This is a genomic window from Ruegeria sp. D7 (assembly GCF_056534355.1).
Genome location: NZ_JBQFPG010000004.1, coordinates 37,826 through 53,885, shown reverse-complemented (window position 1 = coordinate 53,885; position 16,060 = coordinate 37,826). Strand labels below are relative to the sequence as shown.

The 16,060-nt window shown below is 53.6% G+C and carries 16 protein-coding genes and 2 pseudogenes; 11 read left to right on the top strand and 7 right to left on the bottom strand.

Annotation, left to right across the window (positions count from 1 at the left end; translation table 11 throughout):
- Positions 1-57 precede the first annotated feature (57 nt).
- A pseudogene (locus ACRZ9U_RS07355) lies at positions 58-765 on the bottom strand (IS6 family transposase).
- A 1,022-nt stretch (positions 766-1,787) separates the two neighbouring features.
- Between ACRZ9U_RS07355 and ACRZ9U_RS07350 the strand changes: the two are divergent.
- Positions 1,788-1,976: a hypothetical protein gene (locus ACRZ9U_RS07350; protein ID WP_170403665.1), complete on the top strand. Its 189-nt coding sequence runs from the start codon at positions 1,788-1,790 to the stop codon at positions 1,974-1,976.
- A 276-nt stretch (positions 1,977-2,252) separates the two neighbouring features.
- Here the strand turns inward: ACRZ9U_RS07350 and ACRZ9U_RS07345 are convergent, their stop codons facing one another.
- Positions 2,253-3,344 (bottom strand): hypothetical protein, encoded by a 1,092-nt coding sequence (locus ACRZ9U_RS07345; RefSeq protein ID WP_170402964.1) that lies wholly within the window; start codon positions 3,342-3,344, stop codon positions 2,253-2,255.
- A 198-nt stretch (positions 3,345-3,542) separates the two neighbouring features.
- Here ACRZ9U_RS07345 and ACRZ9U_RS07340 point away from each other — a divergent pair, with 198 nt between their 5' ends.
- The 3 genes from ACRZ9U_RS07340 to ACRZ9U_RS07330 are packed head-to-tail and all read left to right on the top strand — an operon-like array spanning position 3,543 to position 6,141.
- Positions 3,543-4,115: a PepSY domain-containing protein gene (locus ACRZ9U_RS07340; protein ID WP_480901525.1), complete on the top strand. Its 573-nt coding sequence runs from the start codon at positions 3,543-3,545 to the stop codon at positions 4,113-4,115.
- Positions 4,116-4,153: 38 nt separating this feature from the next.
- Positions 4,154-4,813, top strand: a complete 660-nt coding sequence (locus ACRZ9U_RS07335; RefSeq protein ID WP_170403671.1) for a response regulator transcription factor — start codon at positions 4,154-4,156, stop codon at positions 4,811-4,813.
- A complete protein-coding gene (locus ACRZ9U_RS07330; RefSeq protein WP_170403674.1) occupies positions 4,813-6,141 on the top strand; it encodes an ATP-binding protein in 1,329 nt (442 codons plus the stop codon). The genes ACRZ9U_RS07335 and ACRZ9U_RS07330 overlap by 1 nt, the downstream gene beginning before the upstream one ends.
- Before the next feature lie 490 nt (positions 6,142-6,631).
- Here the strand turns inward: ACRZ9U_RS07330 and ACRZ9U_RS07325 are convergent.
- A pseudogene (locus ACRZ9U_RS07325) lies at positions 6,632-7,339 on the bottom strand (IS6 family transposase).
- A 160-nt stretch (positions 7,340-7,499) separates the two neighbouring features.
- On the opposite strand from ACRZ9U_RS07325, the gene ACRZ9U_RS07320 reads away from it, so the two are divergent.
- From ACRZ9U_RS07320 to ACRZ9U_RS07295, 6 genes are all read left to right on the top strand, one after another.
- Positions 7,500-8,120 carry a glutathione S-transferase family protein gene (locus ACRZ9U_RS07320; protein ID WP_170399737.1) on the top strand — a complete coding sequence of 207 codons (621 nt, stop codon included), beginning with the start codon at positions 7,500-7,502 and terminating at the stop codon, positions 8,118-8,120.
- A gap of 36 nt (positions 8,121-8,156) precedes the next feature.
- On the top strand, positions 8,157-8,825 hold the full coding sequence (locus ACRZ9U_RS07315) for a cupin domain-containing protein (RefSeq protein ID WP_170399734.1): 669 nt from the start codon (positions 8,157-8,159) through the stop codon (positions 8,823-8,825).
- Positions 8,826-8,828: 3 nt separating this feature from the next.
- Positions 8,829-9,512 carry an SDR family NAD(P)-dependent oxidoreductase gene (locus tag ACRZ9U_RS07310; RefSeq protein WP_170403677.1) on the top strand — a complete coding sequence of 228 codons (684 nt, stop codon included), beginning with the start codon at positions 8,829-8,831 and terminating at the stop codon, positions 9,510-9,512.
- Between the two features lie 3 nt (positions 9,513-9,515).
- Positions 9,516-10,577: an NAD(P)/FAD-dependent oxidoreductase gene (locus ACRZ9U_RS07305; RefSeq protein ID WP_170403680.1), complete on the top strand. Its 1,062-nt coding sequence runs from the start codon at positions 9,516-9,518 to the stop codon at positions 10,575-10,577.
- A gap of 6 nt (positions 10,578-10,583) precedes the next feature.
- The gene (locus ACRZ9U_RS07300; RefSeq protein ID WP_480901522.1) at positions 10,584-11,147 is read left to right on the top strand and encodes a TetR/AcrR family transcriptional regulator; all 564 of its coding nucleotides are present in this window, start codon (positions 10,584-10,586) and stop codon (positions 11,145-11,147) included.
- A 63-nt stretch (positions 11,148-11,210) separates the two neighbouring features.
- Positions 11,211-12,068 (top strand): SDR family oxidoreductase, encoded by an 858-nt coding sequence (locus ACRZ9U_RS07295; protein ID WP_170403686.1) that lies wholly within the window; start codon positions 11,211-11,213, stop codon positions 12,066-12,068.
- Between the two features lie 3 nt (positions 12,069-12,071).
- On the opposite strand, the gene ACRZ9U_RS07290 is transcribed toward ACRZ9U_RS07295, so the two are convergent.
- A complete protein-coding gene (locus tag ACRZ9U_RS07290) occupies positions 12,072-12,176 on the bottom strand; it encodes a CGNR zinc finger domain-containing protein (protein ID WP_480760263.1) in 105 nt (34 codons plus the stop codon).
- Between the two features lie 131 nt (positions 12,177-12,307).
- Between ACRZ9U_RS07290 and ACRZ9U_RS07285 the strand changes: the two genes are divergently transcribed.
- Entirely contained in the window at positions 12,308-12,625 is a 318-nt protein-coding gene (locus tag ACRZ9U_RS07285) for a hypothetical protein (protein WP_480758758.1), read from the top strand.
- A 196-nt stretch (positions 12,626-12,821) separates the two neighbouring features.
- Here the strand turns inward: ACRZ9U_RS07285 and ACRZ9U_RS07280 are convergent, their stop codons facing one another.
- From ACRZ9U_RS07280 to ACRZ9U_RS07270, 3 genes are read right to left on the bottom strand one after another with little or no spacing between them, the layout of a single operon-like run.
- Positions 12,822-13,832, bottom strand: a complete 1,011-nt coding sequence (locus ACRZ9U_RS07280) for a DUF2955 domain-containing protein (protein ID WP_170746932.1) — start codon at positions 13,830-13,832, stop codon at positions 12,822-12,824.
- Positions 13,822-14,886, bottom strand: a complete 1,065-nt coding sequence (locus ACRZ9U_RS07275) for an HlyD family secretion protein (RefSeq protein ID WP_170403695.1) — start codon at positions 14,884-14,886, stop codon at positions 13,822-13,824. The genes ACRZ9U_RS07280 and ACRZ9U_RS07275 overlap by 11 nt, the downstream gene beginning before the upstream one ends.
- Complete coding sequence (locus tag ACRZ9U_RS07270; RefSeq protein WP_170403697.1) at positions 14,883-15,962, bottom strand: AI-2E family transporter; 1,080 nt, start codon at positions 15,960-15,962, stop codon at positions 14,883-14,885. The genes ACRZ9U_RS07275 and ACRZ9U_RS07270 overlap by 4 nt, the downstream gene beginning before the upstream one ends.
- Between the last annotated feature and the right edge of the window lie 98 nt (positions 15,963-16,060).

Genomic DNA, 16,060 nt, shown 5'->3' with positions numbered 1-16,060 from the left:
CAAGGGTGCTGCCAGACTAAGTCCAACCAGTCTTAGTTTGACGCCAAATCCGCAAATTTACGTGGAACAATGCTGACGCCACTCAGCCAGAGCGGCGGAACAGGTCTGCTTGAAGATTACTCGGCTGCTAAATGATCTTTCCTGATTGAAGTAGTTGTAGACGGAAGAAAGGATGGAGGCGAATTTCTGTAAACTTCGCATAAGCTTGAATCGCTGCATGGCGCGTTCGCGTCGTCGGAAAGGAAGGTGTGAATTCTCGACGCGGTTGTTAAGCCACCTGCCCGTCATCTGCTTTTCCGTCGCATCGATATCTCTGGGCGCGGCTCGGCATGACGCGAAACGATCCGTTATAATTTCATCCACTACACCGTGTCTCTTCATCAATTTCTTGAGGAATCTCAGTGCTGCAACTTTGTTTCGGCGTTTGGTAACAACGGCTTCCAACACCTCGCCTTTGTGATCCACGGTACTCCAAAGGTAATGCCGCCTTCCATTGATTTTCACAAAGACCTCATCTGAATGCCATATAAATTTCGAGAATGCTCGCAATTACTGAACACGCTTTCTTCGGATCACTGACGCGAAAATTGGACCAAAACGGTTCCACCAATATCGGACAGTCTCGTGACTCACGTTGATCCCGCGTTCGTGCAGAAGGTCTTCAACATTCCGAAGCGAAAGCGGAAAACGGATTTAAAGCATCACCATAAAGCGGATGATCTCGGAGCTGGTTTTGAAGTACTTGAAGAAGGCAGGTTTGGCCATGGCCAAAAGCTACGCAACCGTCCCGCCCCGCTCAAGCAAAGCTCTTCTGACAAGACTCTTCTCATCTGTGAACGATGGTAGCTCAAAGCCAGCCTACATAACTGAGCTTTACAGATCCCGAGTTGTGCAACAATACAGCCCTTAGCGAAGGCTATACCAGATTTCCATTCGGGCTGGCGACATAAGCTGTTTAAGCGAATAATTTGCTGTGACCAAGGCCTTAAACGGGCGTTTGTTTCAATTTTGGAAAGCGGTCTAAATGGCCTCGAACTTAGTATCAGGGCCAAGAGCTGGCGAAGCACTTAATTCAGAATATCGGCGGTTGCTCCTATTAAGTTCAGCACTTCGTACGTCTCACGATTTACTTCGTATACGTAATCTCCGGCTCTCACGTAATAACCTTTGCGCCTTAGTCCCCAGCGGCCGGGATCATCGATGCGAACGTACCCATTATAGATGTAATCGCCACGTCGATATTTCTTAGCCTGCCCAGGCGGCACACAAGGGATCGCCTTTTTCGCCAAGCCAGGTGGACAATGTCCGGCTTTGGATTTCACTAGGATTGGCGCAGTTGCACCAGCTCGGCTAACCTGCCCAACGCTATGGCTCCACAAGCTGTGATTTGCGTTCGTAGATGATGCGCCCTGCGCCAACAGGGCCACCGCCAATACTCCAACGGCTATGTTCATTCCCTGCATCCTTCTTAGCTGTGCGGTCTACATATGCCCTTGAACGGGCATTGGCGAGTTCATCAGCAATGAGTGGCTTTCCACTACGAAGGTAGACCAGCGCTTCCACAGTAGCTGAGTAAAAAGCTTCTCATTTGAGCACGCACTTACGGCACCCCATCCGGCAGCTCTTAACCCGTCAATCAACCCATTCATTCCTTTGTCTTTATTTCGCGAACAACATTAACCGAACGTGAACAATGTATTCTCAGAGTGTTCAACCAAGCTAATGCATACTGATCGGGTTGGATCGAACGAAAGGTGTATCGTTTGATCGCTGACAAGGGGAAACGCATGATCAAGTCTGCCTTTGTGACTGAAAAGTCCAGCACAACAGCTGCGATGCAAACCTCCGGCAAAATCGCCGAAGAACGTTTGTCAACCACGACCAAATCGAGCAGTGGTCGCTTCCCTCCTATCGAAAGTGCATTAACACAGATCGTCAAAAACAAGCGGCTTTCCGAGGCACATAACAACGTCTGAAGGCAGTTCAGCAGACCCCCACACAATTCCCGATATCTGTCCAAAATATTGGAATTGAAAACTAAACCCCGCTCCATCTTGGAGCGGGGTTTCTTTTTCTGCGTGGTCGATGTTAAGGATGCGATGCTTGTAGCCTTCGTTGTTATGGCTCGGCCTCATATTATGCGGGCCAGCCATTTCTCGCCTTTGCGAAGCGTATGACTGGCCCGGCATTCAGTACTTCCGTGAGTGGTAAGTACTGCGTGTATAGTGAGGCGAATAAGCTGTTGCCTGTTCTTACAGACCCAGGAGCGACTTTACCTCCTGCTCAACGGCATCTGTGACGGGTTTGTTGGCTGCAGCTTCCAAGGCTTCCCGCTCGGTCAATTCCTGTTCTTCAACCAGATCAGCCAGTTCCCGCACTTCCTCAGTCGCTTCTTCGTATTCGACAGCGGCCTGTCTTTCATCGTTCAGGTCCTGTGCTTCTTCGACGGAACTCTCTAAATCTGCGCGCGCTTGATCAAGTTGTTCCTCAATCTCAGGATCAGCTCCACCTGCATCCTCCAGCGCCTGTTCAAGTTCTTCGACCCTCTCTTGGTTCTCCTGCACATCATCCAACGCAGTTCGCAGGTCTTCCTCGATTTCGGGTATAGTCCGCTCCGGCGGCTCCAGTCCGGCAAGATCTTCCAATTGCTCCGCAAGTTCCTCACGCAACGGTTCGCCAGCCAAAACGGTATCGCGATAGTAGGCAATTCGACCGACGCGAGAGTTGGGCGCTGCGTTCGCCAGTGCAGTTGCGCTGGCGTTAGCCGCGTTCAGGGCCCCCAACTCGGACGGATGGGCACCAAGAAGTGCTGCCATCCTGTTGCCTTTGGTCCGGACGGCCGGACGTATGGATTCTTCAACGATCACGGTTTTTGAAGGCTTCTTGTACGTCCGGGGCTTTTGCTTGCCGCCACCGGTCATTGACCCTTTCCTGGGGGTGGTAACCGTTCTCGATTTACTTTTTCGGCTGAAGATGTCCTTCAACGAGATACGATCGCCATTGCCGAATACAGATCGCGAAGCTTTGGACTTCGAGTTGCCGTTGTTGGATTTTCCTGCAGTCCGGCCAGCCCGACCTTTGTCAGCGCCCTTCTTTCCACCTTTGTTCCCGGCAGAGCTATGGTCGCCGCGGTCTCCTTTTTCAGAGTTGCCCTTACCGCCGCTGTTACCCTTTCCGCCGCCGTTTCCGTTGTCACCGCCCTTGCCGTTTCCTCCACCGTTGCCTTTTCCTTCTTTTGCAAAGGCAACATCCGGCACGGCGACGGTGGCTATGATGGCGGTTGAACCCAGCAACGCAATTGCCAGGGTCGATGCTTTAAGCAGTCCCAAACTGGTGGTTTTCATATCGACCTCCTCGGTGGAAATCAGCGGGTAGCAGTTTTCTGAAACAACTCGCTGTGTTCTATCGTCTCGATTCGCGCCCGAATCTCATATGCTTGTTCCCATTTAACTTGAGAGCGCTTGAACGCAGGGCTAACTACTTGTTCATCATCGGTTCATGTCGAAAGGCGTAGTCTATAGCCGCAAAATACGAGGACATTCATGCGTGCGAAGGTGATCTTGATGGTTGCGAGCTTGCTTGTTGCTTTGCCCGTTGGGCAGGCGACTGCGCAGACACGCGAGCTCAGGCAAGGTGAACTTCGCAAGGCCACTCTGAATGGTGACACCATTCGGTTGAAACGCGTTATCAAAGGTGTCGAGAAAGCCTATGGGGGCACTCCAGTTGATGCGCGGGCGTTTCAAGCTGATCAGATATACTTTCGCATCCTTGTCAAAAAGCCTGATGGAAAGATTGTCAGTGTCATTGTAGATGCGCAGACCGGAACGGTCGTTTCCAATCGATCCAGCGTGGGCCGCCAAATATCGAAAGCTGCCCGTTCTACCCCTGCCAAAGCAAACAACGGTCGCAATTCCAACGGCAACCGTGGTACCGCTGCGAGCCGCGGAAACAACGGCAACGGCGGTGGAAATGGCAACGCTGGCGGCAATGGCGGTGGAAACGGCAACGGTGGCGGCAATGGTGGTGGTAACGGCGGCGGCAATGGTGGCGGAAACGGCGGTGGTAACGGTGGCGGCAATTCTGGCGGGAACGGCAAAGGTAACGGTAAAAAATAGTGCTTAAACCAAAGCCATTGTGACTGTAGCATTTGAATATGAGAGTACTTCTGGCCGAAGATGAGCCGCAGCTAAGCGCGCAGATCAAAAAGCTTCTAAGCGCAGAAGGCCGCGTGGTAGATGTGACCGATAATGGGACGGACGCGCTTCACTTGGGGGCGACTGAACCATATGACATGATCATTCTCGATATTGGGTTGCCGGAACGCGACGGCATCTCTGTTCTGCGCGAATGGCGCGGTGCGGGGGTAAAAACGCCTGTGTTGATACTGACGGCCCGCGATGGGTGGAGCGAGCGCGTGGATGGCCTTGATGCCGGTGCCGATGACTACATGACCAAGCCGTTTCACATGCCCGAGTTGGCCGCACGTGTGCGCGCAATCCTGCGCAGGCAAAGCGGTCAGATGAACCCCGCGATCGAAATGGGCGATGTCACGCTCGATACGCGAAACGGGCGTGTCAGCGTCGGTGGTATTCCTGTTGATCTGACCGCGCAAGAGATCGCTGTCCTGACATACCTTGCGCATAATGTCGGGCGCATGGTGTCGCGTACTGAGCTGTCCGAACATATCTACGAATATGATGGTGACAGGGATTCGAACACCATTGCCGTTTTCATAACCCGGCTGCGTAAGAAACTCGGCCCTGACCTAATAACAACGGTCAGAGGACGCGGCTATATGATCGATACCGCCTGATGTTATCGCTGCGCCAACGCGCGTTGCTTGGCGGCCTCGCCACAGGTGCGCTTTCTGTCGGCGTTGGAACTTTGGTTGTTTTTTCCTACATCAATGCGCGCGTTCTTGAGCAGTTTGACGAGACGCTGCGCAATAGACATACGCAGCTGGTTGTCGGGTTGAGCGCGACGACGGACAGCCCCGAGGCTTTACGTGATCTCATGTTCGACCCGGCCTATGGAACGCCGTTTTCAGGCAGATACTGGCAGGTGACCGATGCAAACGGGGTTACATTCACATCGGCCTCACTCTTTGACGAAACTATTTCTGAACCTGCGCGTGTGAGTGATGAGACCCTCGTTTGGAACACCACAGGTCCGGACAGCGAGGCCGTTCGCAGCGCTTATCAGAAAATCACCTTCGAAGACGGAACAGAATGGAGCGTGACGGTCGCCGAAAGCAGGCTTGAACTGATCAGCGAACGTCGCGCCGCGCAGAACAACTTGCTTCCAGTATTTGGGCTGGTCGGTCTGATTGGAGTTGCGGGTTCGCTGCTGTTGATGTCAGCAATTGTCGGTCCTCTCAGGAAATTACGCGCAGATGTGGCGCATCGTTGGGACAAGGGGGATGATCTTAGGCCGAAAGACTATCCGGAAGAGGTTTCGCCACTTGTCGAAGACCTCAATCAACTTCTGCACAGAAATCGCGAGATTGTGGCCGGCTCGCGGCGGCAAGCGGCGGACCTGGCGCATGCGCTGAAAACACCGACAGCAATCCTCAGAAATGAACTGAAAAGCTTGTCGGAAACCGGAGCTGATACCACTCAGGCAGAAGAGGCATTGGGTCGGATCGATGCCCAGCTTGGCCGCTCTCTCGCACGTATGCGTGCGACCAATACTGGAGAATTGACACATTCAAAAACCGATCTTTCGAACTCGGTCGGGAGATTGTCCAGACTATTTTCGGTCATGGCAGAGCGCGAGGGGAAATCACTTACTTCAGATCACGACGCCGGTCTCTGGGTGCGAATGGACACTCAGGACGTAGAAGAAGTGATTGGTAACCTTCTCGACAACGCTCTCAAATGGTGCCAAACAACAGTTCAGATCACCGCAAAGCGTGTTGAAGAGGGCATTCAGATCTGCATTGAGGATGACGGGCCTGGTATTCCTGAAATTGCACGTGAAGGAGTGCTTCGTTCGGGAGGTCGTTTAGACACTTCTGTCAGTGGCACCGGTTTGGGTTTGGCAATAGCCGTTGATCTGCTGAATGCATATGGATGCAAACTGACACTAGATACATCCCAAAAACTCGGCGGCTTGGCTTGTCAAATTCTGATTTCAAAATAAACACAATTGCACATAGGCACACATCAGCCGTTGAGTTCAGTCAATCGAATTGCAATTTTTTTTCAGATTATGGGTTCGAACAGTCTTTGGCTTTGACCGTGCTGGGAATAGCGGCAGCATGAACCGCGACCGCGGCATGGCAGCTCGATGTAGCGTAACCGCTTTGAGCTGCAGCCTTCACTTTGCAAAGTCCGCTTTCTGCGCAATGCGGCCATTATTCCACGACGCAGCATTCGCTACAAAGGGCTCACAGCGGTCATTCGACAAGTTCAGATGAACGACCGCAGTGCGGACGAAGCCACCGCTGGCCGTAGTACTGCGCCTTTGTTCCGCACGAACGACCGCCTAGCGGACAAAGCTAACCGCATTTGAGATAACTTTTGCCCGTCTCAATCCATGATCTTCTTACAGATCCAGTGCTGGAATGATCCCACATTGTTGCTGTCAGACGAATTTTAACCAGTCTCAGTTTGCCGCGGAGACCGTGAACTTATCCAGAACAAAGTTCGCGCCACTCGGCGAGAGCGGCGGTGCGCGACAGCTTGAAGGTGTCTCGGCAGGCTAGAGATCTTTCCTGATTGAAGTGGTTGTAAACGGAGGAATAGACGGAGGCGAATTTCTGTAACCTTCGCATGCGCCTGAACCGTTGGTTGGCGCGTCCTCTTGGTCGGAACGGCAGGTGCGAGTTCTCGACGCGGTTGTTGAGCCATCTACCCGTCGGTTGTTTTTCGAGCGCGCCCAGCTCTCTGACCGCGACTTTGTATCCGGTGAAGCGATCCGTGACGACGGCTTCCGCATGGCCGTGTCGATTCATCAATTTCTTTAGAAATTTCAATGCTGCAGCTTTGTTTCGACGTTTGGTGACAACGGCTTCTAGCACCTCACCTTCTTCATCGATAGCCCACCAAAGATAATGCCGCTTGCCATTCACCTTCACAATAACCTCGTCAACCTACCACTTCCATTTGGAATATGCTTTCAATTGCTAAACACGCTTCCGCCTTATCTCAGCAGCAAATGTCGGGCCAAACCTGTTCCATCAATATCGGAGGGTTTCGTGGCTCACGTCGATCCCTCGCTCGTGCAGCAGATCTTCGACATTCCGAAGCGAGAGCGAGAAACGGTTGTACAGCATGACCGAAAGGCAGATGATCTCTGGACTGGTTTTAAAGTATTTGAAAGAGGCAGGTCTGGTCATGCGCAAAAGCTACGCAACACCCCCACCCCGCTCAAGCAAAGTTCTTCTTAAAAGACCATCAGAGCAATTCAATCTGACAAGACGTAAAAAAGGCTTGTAATACTATCTACCTATTGATAGGTAGATTGGATGAAGCACAAACCCCGACGGAGGTACTCAGATGAAGATTTATGATGTCGAAGGGTTCCCGAACCCTGCCCGTGTTCGTATTGCGCTGGCTGAGAAAGGCGCGTCAGACAAAGTTGAATTCATCCCTGTGGATGTGATGGGCGGCGAACATCGTACGCCTGAGTTCAAAGCCAAAAACCCCGATGCCGCGGTGCCTTGTTTGGAACTGGAAGATGGATCGCACATCGCTCAATGCAACGCGATCACTGAATATATCGACGCAACCTTCGATGGCCCATCATTGACCGGCGTGACTGCGCAAGAGCGCGCCCGAATCTCGATGATGAACCTGCGCGCGGAAAACGGTCTGTTGAATGCGGTCGGCACCTACTTCCACCATGCCACACCTGGCCTCGGCCCGGACCTGGAAACCTATCAATGCGCCGAATGGGGCAACAAACAGAAAGAGGTTGCCGGAAACACCATGGCCTATCTGGATGCGGTATTAGCCGAAAACGAATACTTGGCTGGAGACACATTCTCGGTGGCTGATATCACCGCCTTTGCAGGATTGGCGTTCGCCGATTTTGCCAAAGTGGAAATTCCTGAAACCCTGACCAACCTGCAAGCTTGGCGTGCTAAGATGGCGGCCCGTCCATCTATCGCCGGCTAAGCGAGAACTGCCATTTAAGTTGAAAGGACCCCTCCCATGGAACTCAACTCGGACTTCTCTTCGCGTGTCGTTGTTCACTCTGATCAGCTTGAGTGGCAGGCCTCGCCCATGAAGGGTGTGGACCGGCGCATGCTGGACCGAATTGGTGGCGAAGTCGCCCGCGCCACCACCATTGTGCGCTATGCACCAGGCAGCAAGTTTTCGGCCCACACCCATACAGGCGGTGAAGAGTTCATCGTTCTGGACGGCGTCTTTCAGGATGAGCATGGCGATTTCCCGGAAGGCACCTATGTGCGCAATCCGCCCACAACCGGGCACACGCCCGGCTCAGAACCCGGCTGCACGATCTTCGTCAAACTCTGGCAGTTCGACATGGAGGACCGCAATCAGTTCCGCAAAACCATGGCCGACGAACTGGCCGCACCCGTGAACGGGGTCGCCACCGCGACACTGCACAAGGATGACCGCGAGGTTGTCACTTACAGCCATGTTGATGCAGGCACCGAGATTACTTCGAATGCGCCGGGTGGTATCGAGCTGTTAATGATTGGCGGATCGCTGACCTCAGGCGGTGACGTTCTGAAAAAGAACGACTGGCTACGCCTGCCTGAGGGTGAAGCGCTGTCGGCTATGGCTGGCCCAGACGGGGCGAAGGTCTGGATGAAGACTGGCCACCTGCCCTTTGCACAGCCACCGGTGGTTTAATTCATGAGTAGCAAGAAACCTCTGGCGATTGTCGCCGGTGCGGGAGCTGGCCTTGGCCAGTCCCTTCTCGCGCGGTTTCAGGCAGGTGGCATGACGGCCATTGGTCTTGGACGGACGCAGCCGCAGGAAACGATCGCGCCGTTTCATCAGGTCGATCTGTCCGATCCGAGTGCGGTTGCGCCAGTGATTTCTGAATTGATCGCTACGCATGGCCCGCCGAAGATCGTGGTGCACAATACGGCTGAGCTGGTGATCGCGCCATTCCCCGAAACCGCATTGGAAGACTATCAGAGAACGTGGACATCAATGGTGCAATCTTTGGTCCTGCTGGGGCAATGTGTTCTGCAACCGATGGTGCGCGGCGGTGGTGGCGCGCTGATCGTTTCCGGGGCCACAGCGTCGCTACGCGGCGGCCCACGGTTTTCCGCTTTTGCGTCGGCTAAGTTCGCCCTGCGCGGGCTGACACAATCGCTGGCACGTGAATATCAACCGGCTGGCGTACATATCTCGCACGTCGTTTTGGACGGGATCATCGATACACACCGCTCGCGGGATTTGCACTCGCTGGATCCGTCGAAGATGATGAAACCGGACGAGATTGCCGAGGCCTACTGGCAGTTAGCCCATCAACCGCAATCCACCTGGACCCATGAGCTGGACCTGCGCCCGGCATCTGAGGGGTTCTGAGCGATGCAGACGCAAACTCTGATCATTGGCGCAGGCCTTTCTGGCCTCTGCCTTGCGCGACAGCTACAGGCACGAAACCATGACTACCTGCTGGTCGAAGCGCGGGGTCGTCCGGGCGGACGTATCTTGACGGAAAGGCTGGAGGGTGGGTACTTCGACATGGGTCCCGCCTGGTTCTGGCCCGGTCAGCCGCGTATTGCAGCGTTAATAAAGCGGCTCGGACTGGAGTGGTTCGAGCAATATTCAACAGGCGCTCTCAGCTTTGAAAACGAGATCGGCCAGGTCGAGCGCGATCGCGGGTTTGCCTCGATGCAAGGATCTTATCGCTTGAAAGGTGGTCTGGGCGCCCTCACTGATGCGCTTGCCGCTGAGATACCGCCGAAGCGGCTCATCTTATCCGCGCCTATCGTCGGGTTAGAGAAGTCTGCGTCTGGGATCACCGCGACCGCTCAAACTGGGCAGGTCATTCATGCTCAGGAAATCGTACTGGCCCTCCCTCCTCGCGTGGCGAGCAAGATCGCGTTCTCACCTGCTTTACCAGATGAAGCTTTAGCGGCAATGACTGGGATCGCGACTTGGATGGCCGGTCAGGCCAAAGTCATCGCTGTCTATGATACCCCGTTCTGGCGCACGGCCGGGCTGTCCGGTGACGCGATGAGCCGCAGGGGGCCGATGGTGGAAATACACGACGCCTCCCCTGCCGAGGGCGGACCTTACGCGTTGTTCGGCTTTATCGGCTTACCCCCGCGCACCCGTAGCAACGAAGAACGGCTGCGGCAGTTGCTCAAAGAGCAACTGTCCAGGCTGTTCGGCGCCGAAGCTGCGGAGCCAAAGACACTCTTTGTCAAAGATTGGGCCTTTGACCTGTTCACCTCTATCGAAGCGGATCAACAGCCGTTATACGCTCATCCGCAATACGGGCTGCCCCATGCGATGACCCGTCTGTGGGATGGCCGACTAATCTTTGGCGGGACCGAAGTTGCACCACAGTTCGGGGGCTATATCGAAGGCGCCCTGGAGTCTGCGGAAAACGCGCTGGCCCTGATCATGACGGAAAAGGTTTGAGCACGTATGACGAGTGATACCAAGACGGCCCTTCTGGATGTTGCCGAACACGCTGCGCGCGCGAGGGGGTTTGACGGGTTCAGCTATGCCGATCTGGCAGAGGCGGTGGGTATTCGCAAGGCGTCAATCCACTATCATTTCCCGACCAAAGCGGCGCTGTCGGCGGCACTCATGGGTCGCTATCATGAGACCCTGCAGGCAGAGTGCAACCGCATCCGGGTAGAACACAAAACCGGGGCCGAGCAATTGCTGGCCCTGATCGACCTCTACCGGGATGCACTCAATGACGGGAAAACCTTGTGCCTCTGCGTGTCGCTTATCAGCAGCCGTGATAGCCTTTCGGATGACGTGATCCAAAAGATCAAAAAATTCCGCGCCATGATGGTTACCCAAATCGAAGAGATCCTGAAGCTTGGCCAAGAGGACAAGTCAATCACCGGTATCACCGATCCGATCTCGGAGTCCCGTGCGATACTGGCCCTTTTGGAAGGCGCGCATCTGACCGCGCGCGCAGAAGAGAATGTGAATACCTTCGATGAGGCTTTGGGCGTTTTAAAGTCCCGCTGTTGACCTTCGCCCCGACACATCGGATCGTTGCCGCAAGCAATTCATTTGATATTCGGAGCTTCCATTATGCCCAAAGTCATTCTGATCACCGGCACGTCGACCGGCCTTGGTGTTCAAATCGCCGTACAAGCGGCCCAATCGGGCCATACTGTCTACGCTACTATGCGAAACCTCGCCAAGCGCGGCATCTTGGATGCGGCCGCCTCTGACGCTGGCGTCAATTTCAACGTGCTTGAGCTGGACGTGCAGAACAGCGCCAGCGTAAACGCCGCGGTCGATCAGATCATCGCGAACGAGGGGCGGATCGATAAGCTGATCAACAATGCGGGTGCTGGATTTGTTCGTACAACCGAACAAGCCAGCGAAGAAGACGTCGCTTGGGTCATGGATGTGAATTTCATGGGTGTCGTGCGCTGCACAAAAGCGGTGATGCCACACATGCGCGCAGCACGCTCGGGCCATGTCATCACAATCTCATCCGTAGGCGGCCTAGTGGGTCAGCCGTTCAACGAGATCTACTGCGCCGCAAAGTTCGCGGTTGAGGGGTACACTGAGGCTTTGGCCAGCTACGTCACGCCCAATTTCGGTATCCATTTCTCGACAGTTGAACCGGGCGGTATTCAATCCGAGTTTGCGACCAATGTGCTTAAACATGTCGAGGCCACGGGCGGGATGCTTGAGGATGAGTATCTACCTATTCTCCAGAAGTATATCGGCGGCGCTCAGGCGCGAATGGATGGCAGCGATATCTATCAAACTTCGGAACAAGTGGCATCAGTTGTCATGGGCGTGATTGAAGCCTCAGACCCGCCGATCCGCGTTCGCACTTCAAACTGGGGTGAGGCGGTTACTCGCCTGAAAACCGAAGCAGACCCGGATGGAAAAAAGCAACAAGCAGCCGTGATTGAGCAGTTCCTAAGCTGAGAGCTATTTGTGCGATGCTGCCCGGAAAGTGGCAGTCATGCTTCGGTTGCCGCAGGTTTCCATGCTACACCACCGGCGACGTCCGCTCTTTGAGATGACGCGAAACACCAACACGTATTTAGCATGTACTCATTTCCTGATCCGTTTCAGATCTGTCTTTGTAAGCAGAGTCGCGAAGCTTTGCGCGACCAGCGCAATGGCCGTGTTTTTTATGCAAGACTCTGGGTCTGAATGTCATCATGACGACACCAGAAGAACATGACAAAGAAACTGCTGTCGTTCAGGGGCTCACGCACCTCATAGCCAAAGTACTGCTGAGAATGGGACCGCTGCCGACGCGCATGACAACGAAGAGCTTCGACTTGTTGTCTGAGGCGATTTCCATGGTTCAGAACGATGCGCCAGAAGTATTCGAAGCGACTGAGAAGGCCAATCCCTACGCCGAGACCGTGCGACGACAGTATTTCGATTTGGCCGCGAGTCTGAGTGTGGAGCTGGAAGCAGCATTGATTACACCGCCGACAATAAAAGCGGACATTGATGCAGCAGCTTCCTAGGTCGGCTTCGTCAGCGAGGCTGCCTTTCGTATTCGTTTTACAGAACGGCCATCGCTCAACCAGAGATCGCTTGACATAAAACCGCTTCAGCAATGTTCGCGGTTTATTATGGCGCTGCAATTCGAGCGATGGTTGCAAAAATCGGTCAAACTGGGAACTCTGCTGGTTTCAGCGCCAAGCTTTATCGCAACTAACTTCATGGAGTCGCCTGGCGCTCTTTTTCTGGCCAGAATTCATCCACCACGACATATGCGATAATTACAAAGAAAGCGGCGCTGGCGACCTGCAATACGCGAGTGATGCTCTTGACGTCAGCCTCGTCTGAAAACGGCGCAACCGAACCGCCATATACAATCAGAGCTGTTGTAATAGCGGAACCGGCGGCGGCGGCGAGCGGGAATTCTGACTTTCCAAGTGCTCCGAGTGTTAGGCAAAAGAAAAAACACAGTAGAATGGGGGTTAGAATGACCGGAGCTATTACGTTTATTTCATAGCATATGATGGAGATTGCCGCCCCAAGTAGATTTGCCGTCAGCATTGCTTTTGCAACTGCTTTGCCTGCAGCAGGCATTGCCGCAAGTTGCTGGCTCAGCAGGGCGACAAAAAACAGAACCAACAAAGCAGAAGCGCCGGAAATAAAGAACGCCATAGCAAAGGGCACTGTGACAAGAGACATCCTGACTATTCGGCGATGTGAGTCGAAGTCCGGCGATGCTGCGGCTTTCTTTTGAGGTGCCGTTTGAGGTGCCGCGGGTATCAACACGAACATCAGCGTCGATACGAAGCCAGCAAACAGCAGGTTCAACGGGATCCAATACACAAGCACCAAAGCCAGATCCTGTGATTGCAGCACCAAATTCGGAATCATCAACGCCCCCATGAGAGCGATGACACCCGGCAATACTCCGGCACCGGAAACTGACCAAATGAAAGACAGGATTATTCCAATGGCCACCAGAATGAGAAACACAAGAGGATAAGGTGAGAAGATTGACGACAAAAGGAATGAAATGAACATCAATCCAATCGAGAAGACAAACAGCTTACCAAATGCTGCCATAGGTAGTGCCGCAGGTGCTTGAAGGAAAAGGGCAGTGAACACCGCCCCAACAACGGCAAGGGGCCACCCAAGAAATAGGCCCAATGCAAAGACACCCGTAACACCCAGCGCAAGCCGGGTGACAGAGCTCTGATCCTCAGTACGCATAGGAGAAGATTGAAACTACGCGGATGTAGGCGCGGCCTACGAGGTTCAGCAACGAGTTGTCGCTTAGATACATGATCACATCGGCCTGCCCGTTCAGTTGAAAGCGAAGATCGTCTTCGGCACTTCCAGCTTCATAGCCGGGTAAAACAATCCTGACCGGAAACCTTTCAGGCTCCCGCAAAAATCCCTTGGTGCTTGGCGGGCTCGCCAATTGCCCCGGCTCATCACCGCCACTCAAAGAAACAGCAGCACTAAAGCTCTCAATGACGCCCGGAACAATCTTACCTGGATGCATATCCAACACCACATCAACCGGAGACCCTATTGAAGCTCTTCCCAGATTGTTCTCGGTAAAATACGCCTCTATCCAGACGTCGGTTGCATCCAGAAACGTCAAAAGATCCTGACCGGATCGCGCATACGTTCCGGGGGCAATCAGCAGATTAGAAATGACACCTGTCGCCGGAGCACGCAGTTCGGTCCATTCAAGGTTCAGTTCCGCATCCGCCAAGGCCGCCAATGCGCGCTGGATTTTCGGGTTTTCAATCCCATCGTCACCAAGCCTTTGCTTCGCTTTTTCCAAATCAGCTTTTGCGTTCTCAAAGTTTGCCTCAGATTCTGCCAGTTGTCCTCGTGCATCATCGGCCTTTGAGACGGCAATCAACCCTTTCTTTTCAAGCGCAAATACACGTTCCGTCTGAATGCGCATCGTATCCAGATCGCTCTGCGCCCTTGCGAGTTTGGCTTGTGCCGCACTTACCTCTGCCGAAGACGCACCCACCTCTTGGGTCGCCGCTTCAAGATCAGCTTCCGCCTTTGAACGCTCGATTTCGTAGGGTCTGGAATCTATTCGAACCAGAACATCACCTGCCGAAACGACTTGGCCGTTTTCTACCAAAACTTCCGTTACCGTTCCGGTCACCTGAGGCACGATTTGGGTGGCCACAGCTTTTACTCTGGCGTTCCCGGTAAATGGCGTTTTTCGATCAGCGACCAGATACCAGACAAGAAAAATCAGAATGACAGCCAGGGTTGTCCATATCGTTTTCCTCATTTCGCCGCACCTTCAACAGTGCCCTCGGCTTCAGGTGAGGTATCAATCCAAACCTTGAACAGCTCATAGAAGACAGCAAAGAGAACCGGCCCCATAAAAACGCCGATCAAACCGTACGCCATCATACCTCCGAGAACACCGATGAGGATGACCAACATGGGAGTCTCAAGGCCTTTTGAGATGAACACAGGTCTTAGGAAACTGTCCATTATCATGACTGGAACGGCCAGTATGGTGAAGATCAAAGCAGTTCCGCCAGACATGGAGCTCCATGCGTAGATAATTACCGGTATAAGAACCAATCCGGGCCCGATTTGGATAATTGAGAGTATGAGGCAGACAAATGCCAGTGTGGCGGCCGAAGAAATCCCAAACAAAGCCAGCAGTATCCAAACGAAAACAGCCTGAATGGCTGCTACGCCAATCACGCCTTTTGTAACGTTCCGGATCGTTGCGCCTGCCAGTGTCACGAATTCACCGCCGCGTGGTGCAAAGACACGGTTGGCAAAGCGCTGAAGACCCTGGACCAAATTTGGCCCCGGGCTGAACAATGCCCCCATAATCAATACGGACAGAGCTAAGCCAAGAAGCCCGATACCAATGCCCAACACCTTTCCGAAGAGCGATTTGGTGATCTCAAGGATTTGCGCGCCGTATTTTGCAAGCGCGCCGTCAAGATTGCGCTCAAACATTCCCCAGACATCGGAGATTTTATTTCCAACCAACGGCAATTCCTTGAGGCCCTCGGGCGCAGGGGGGATTTTCAATTCACCCTTGTCTGCTTGTTCCGCGAATTCAGACCCTAGTTCTGCAGCACCAGACACCGCAGTTGCGACTGGCCCCAGGGTCAGAACAAGGCCCAACAGAACGATAATTGTTGTGGCAAGCTTCTTACGTCCTCCCAGCTTGGATTGCAGCCAATCAAATGCCGGGTAGAGCGCGACGCAGAGTATCGTTGCCCAGATAACCACACTTGCAAGCGGAGCCACCATGACCAGGGCGCTGTAGAGGAATAATCCGAGAAAGAGCAATCGTATCGCGAGGTCGACAATCTTCGCGTCCTGGGTCTTTTCCATTCCATCCCTCCACTATCTGTTTTCCAAACAATACACTCAAAAAACGTAATATGTATATTTTTTGAGTTTTCGGCGATCATCTATCAGTTTGAAGGTAC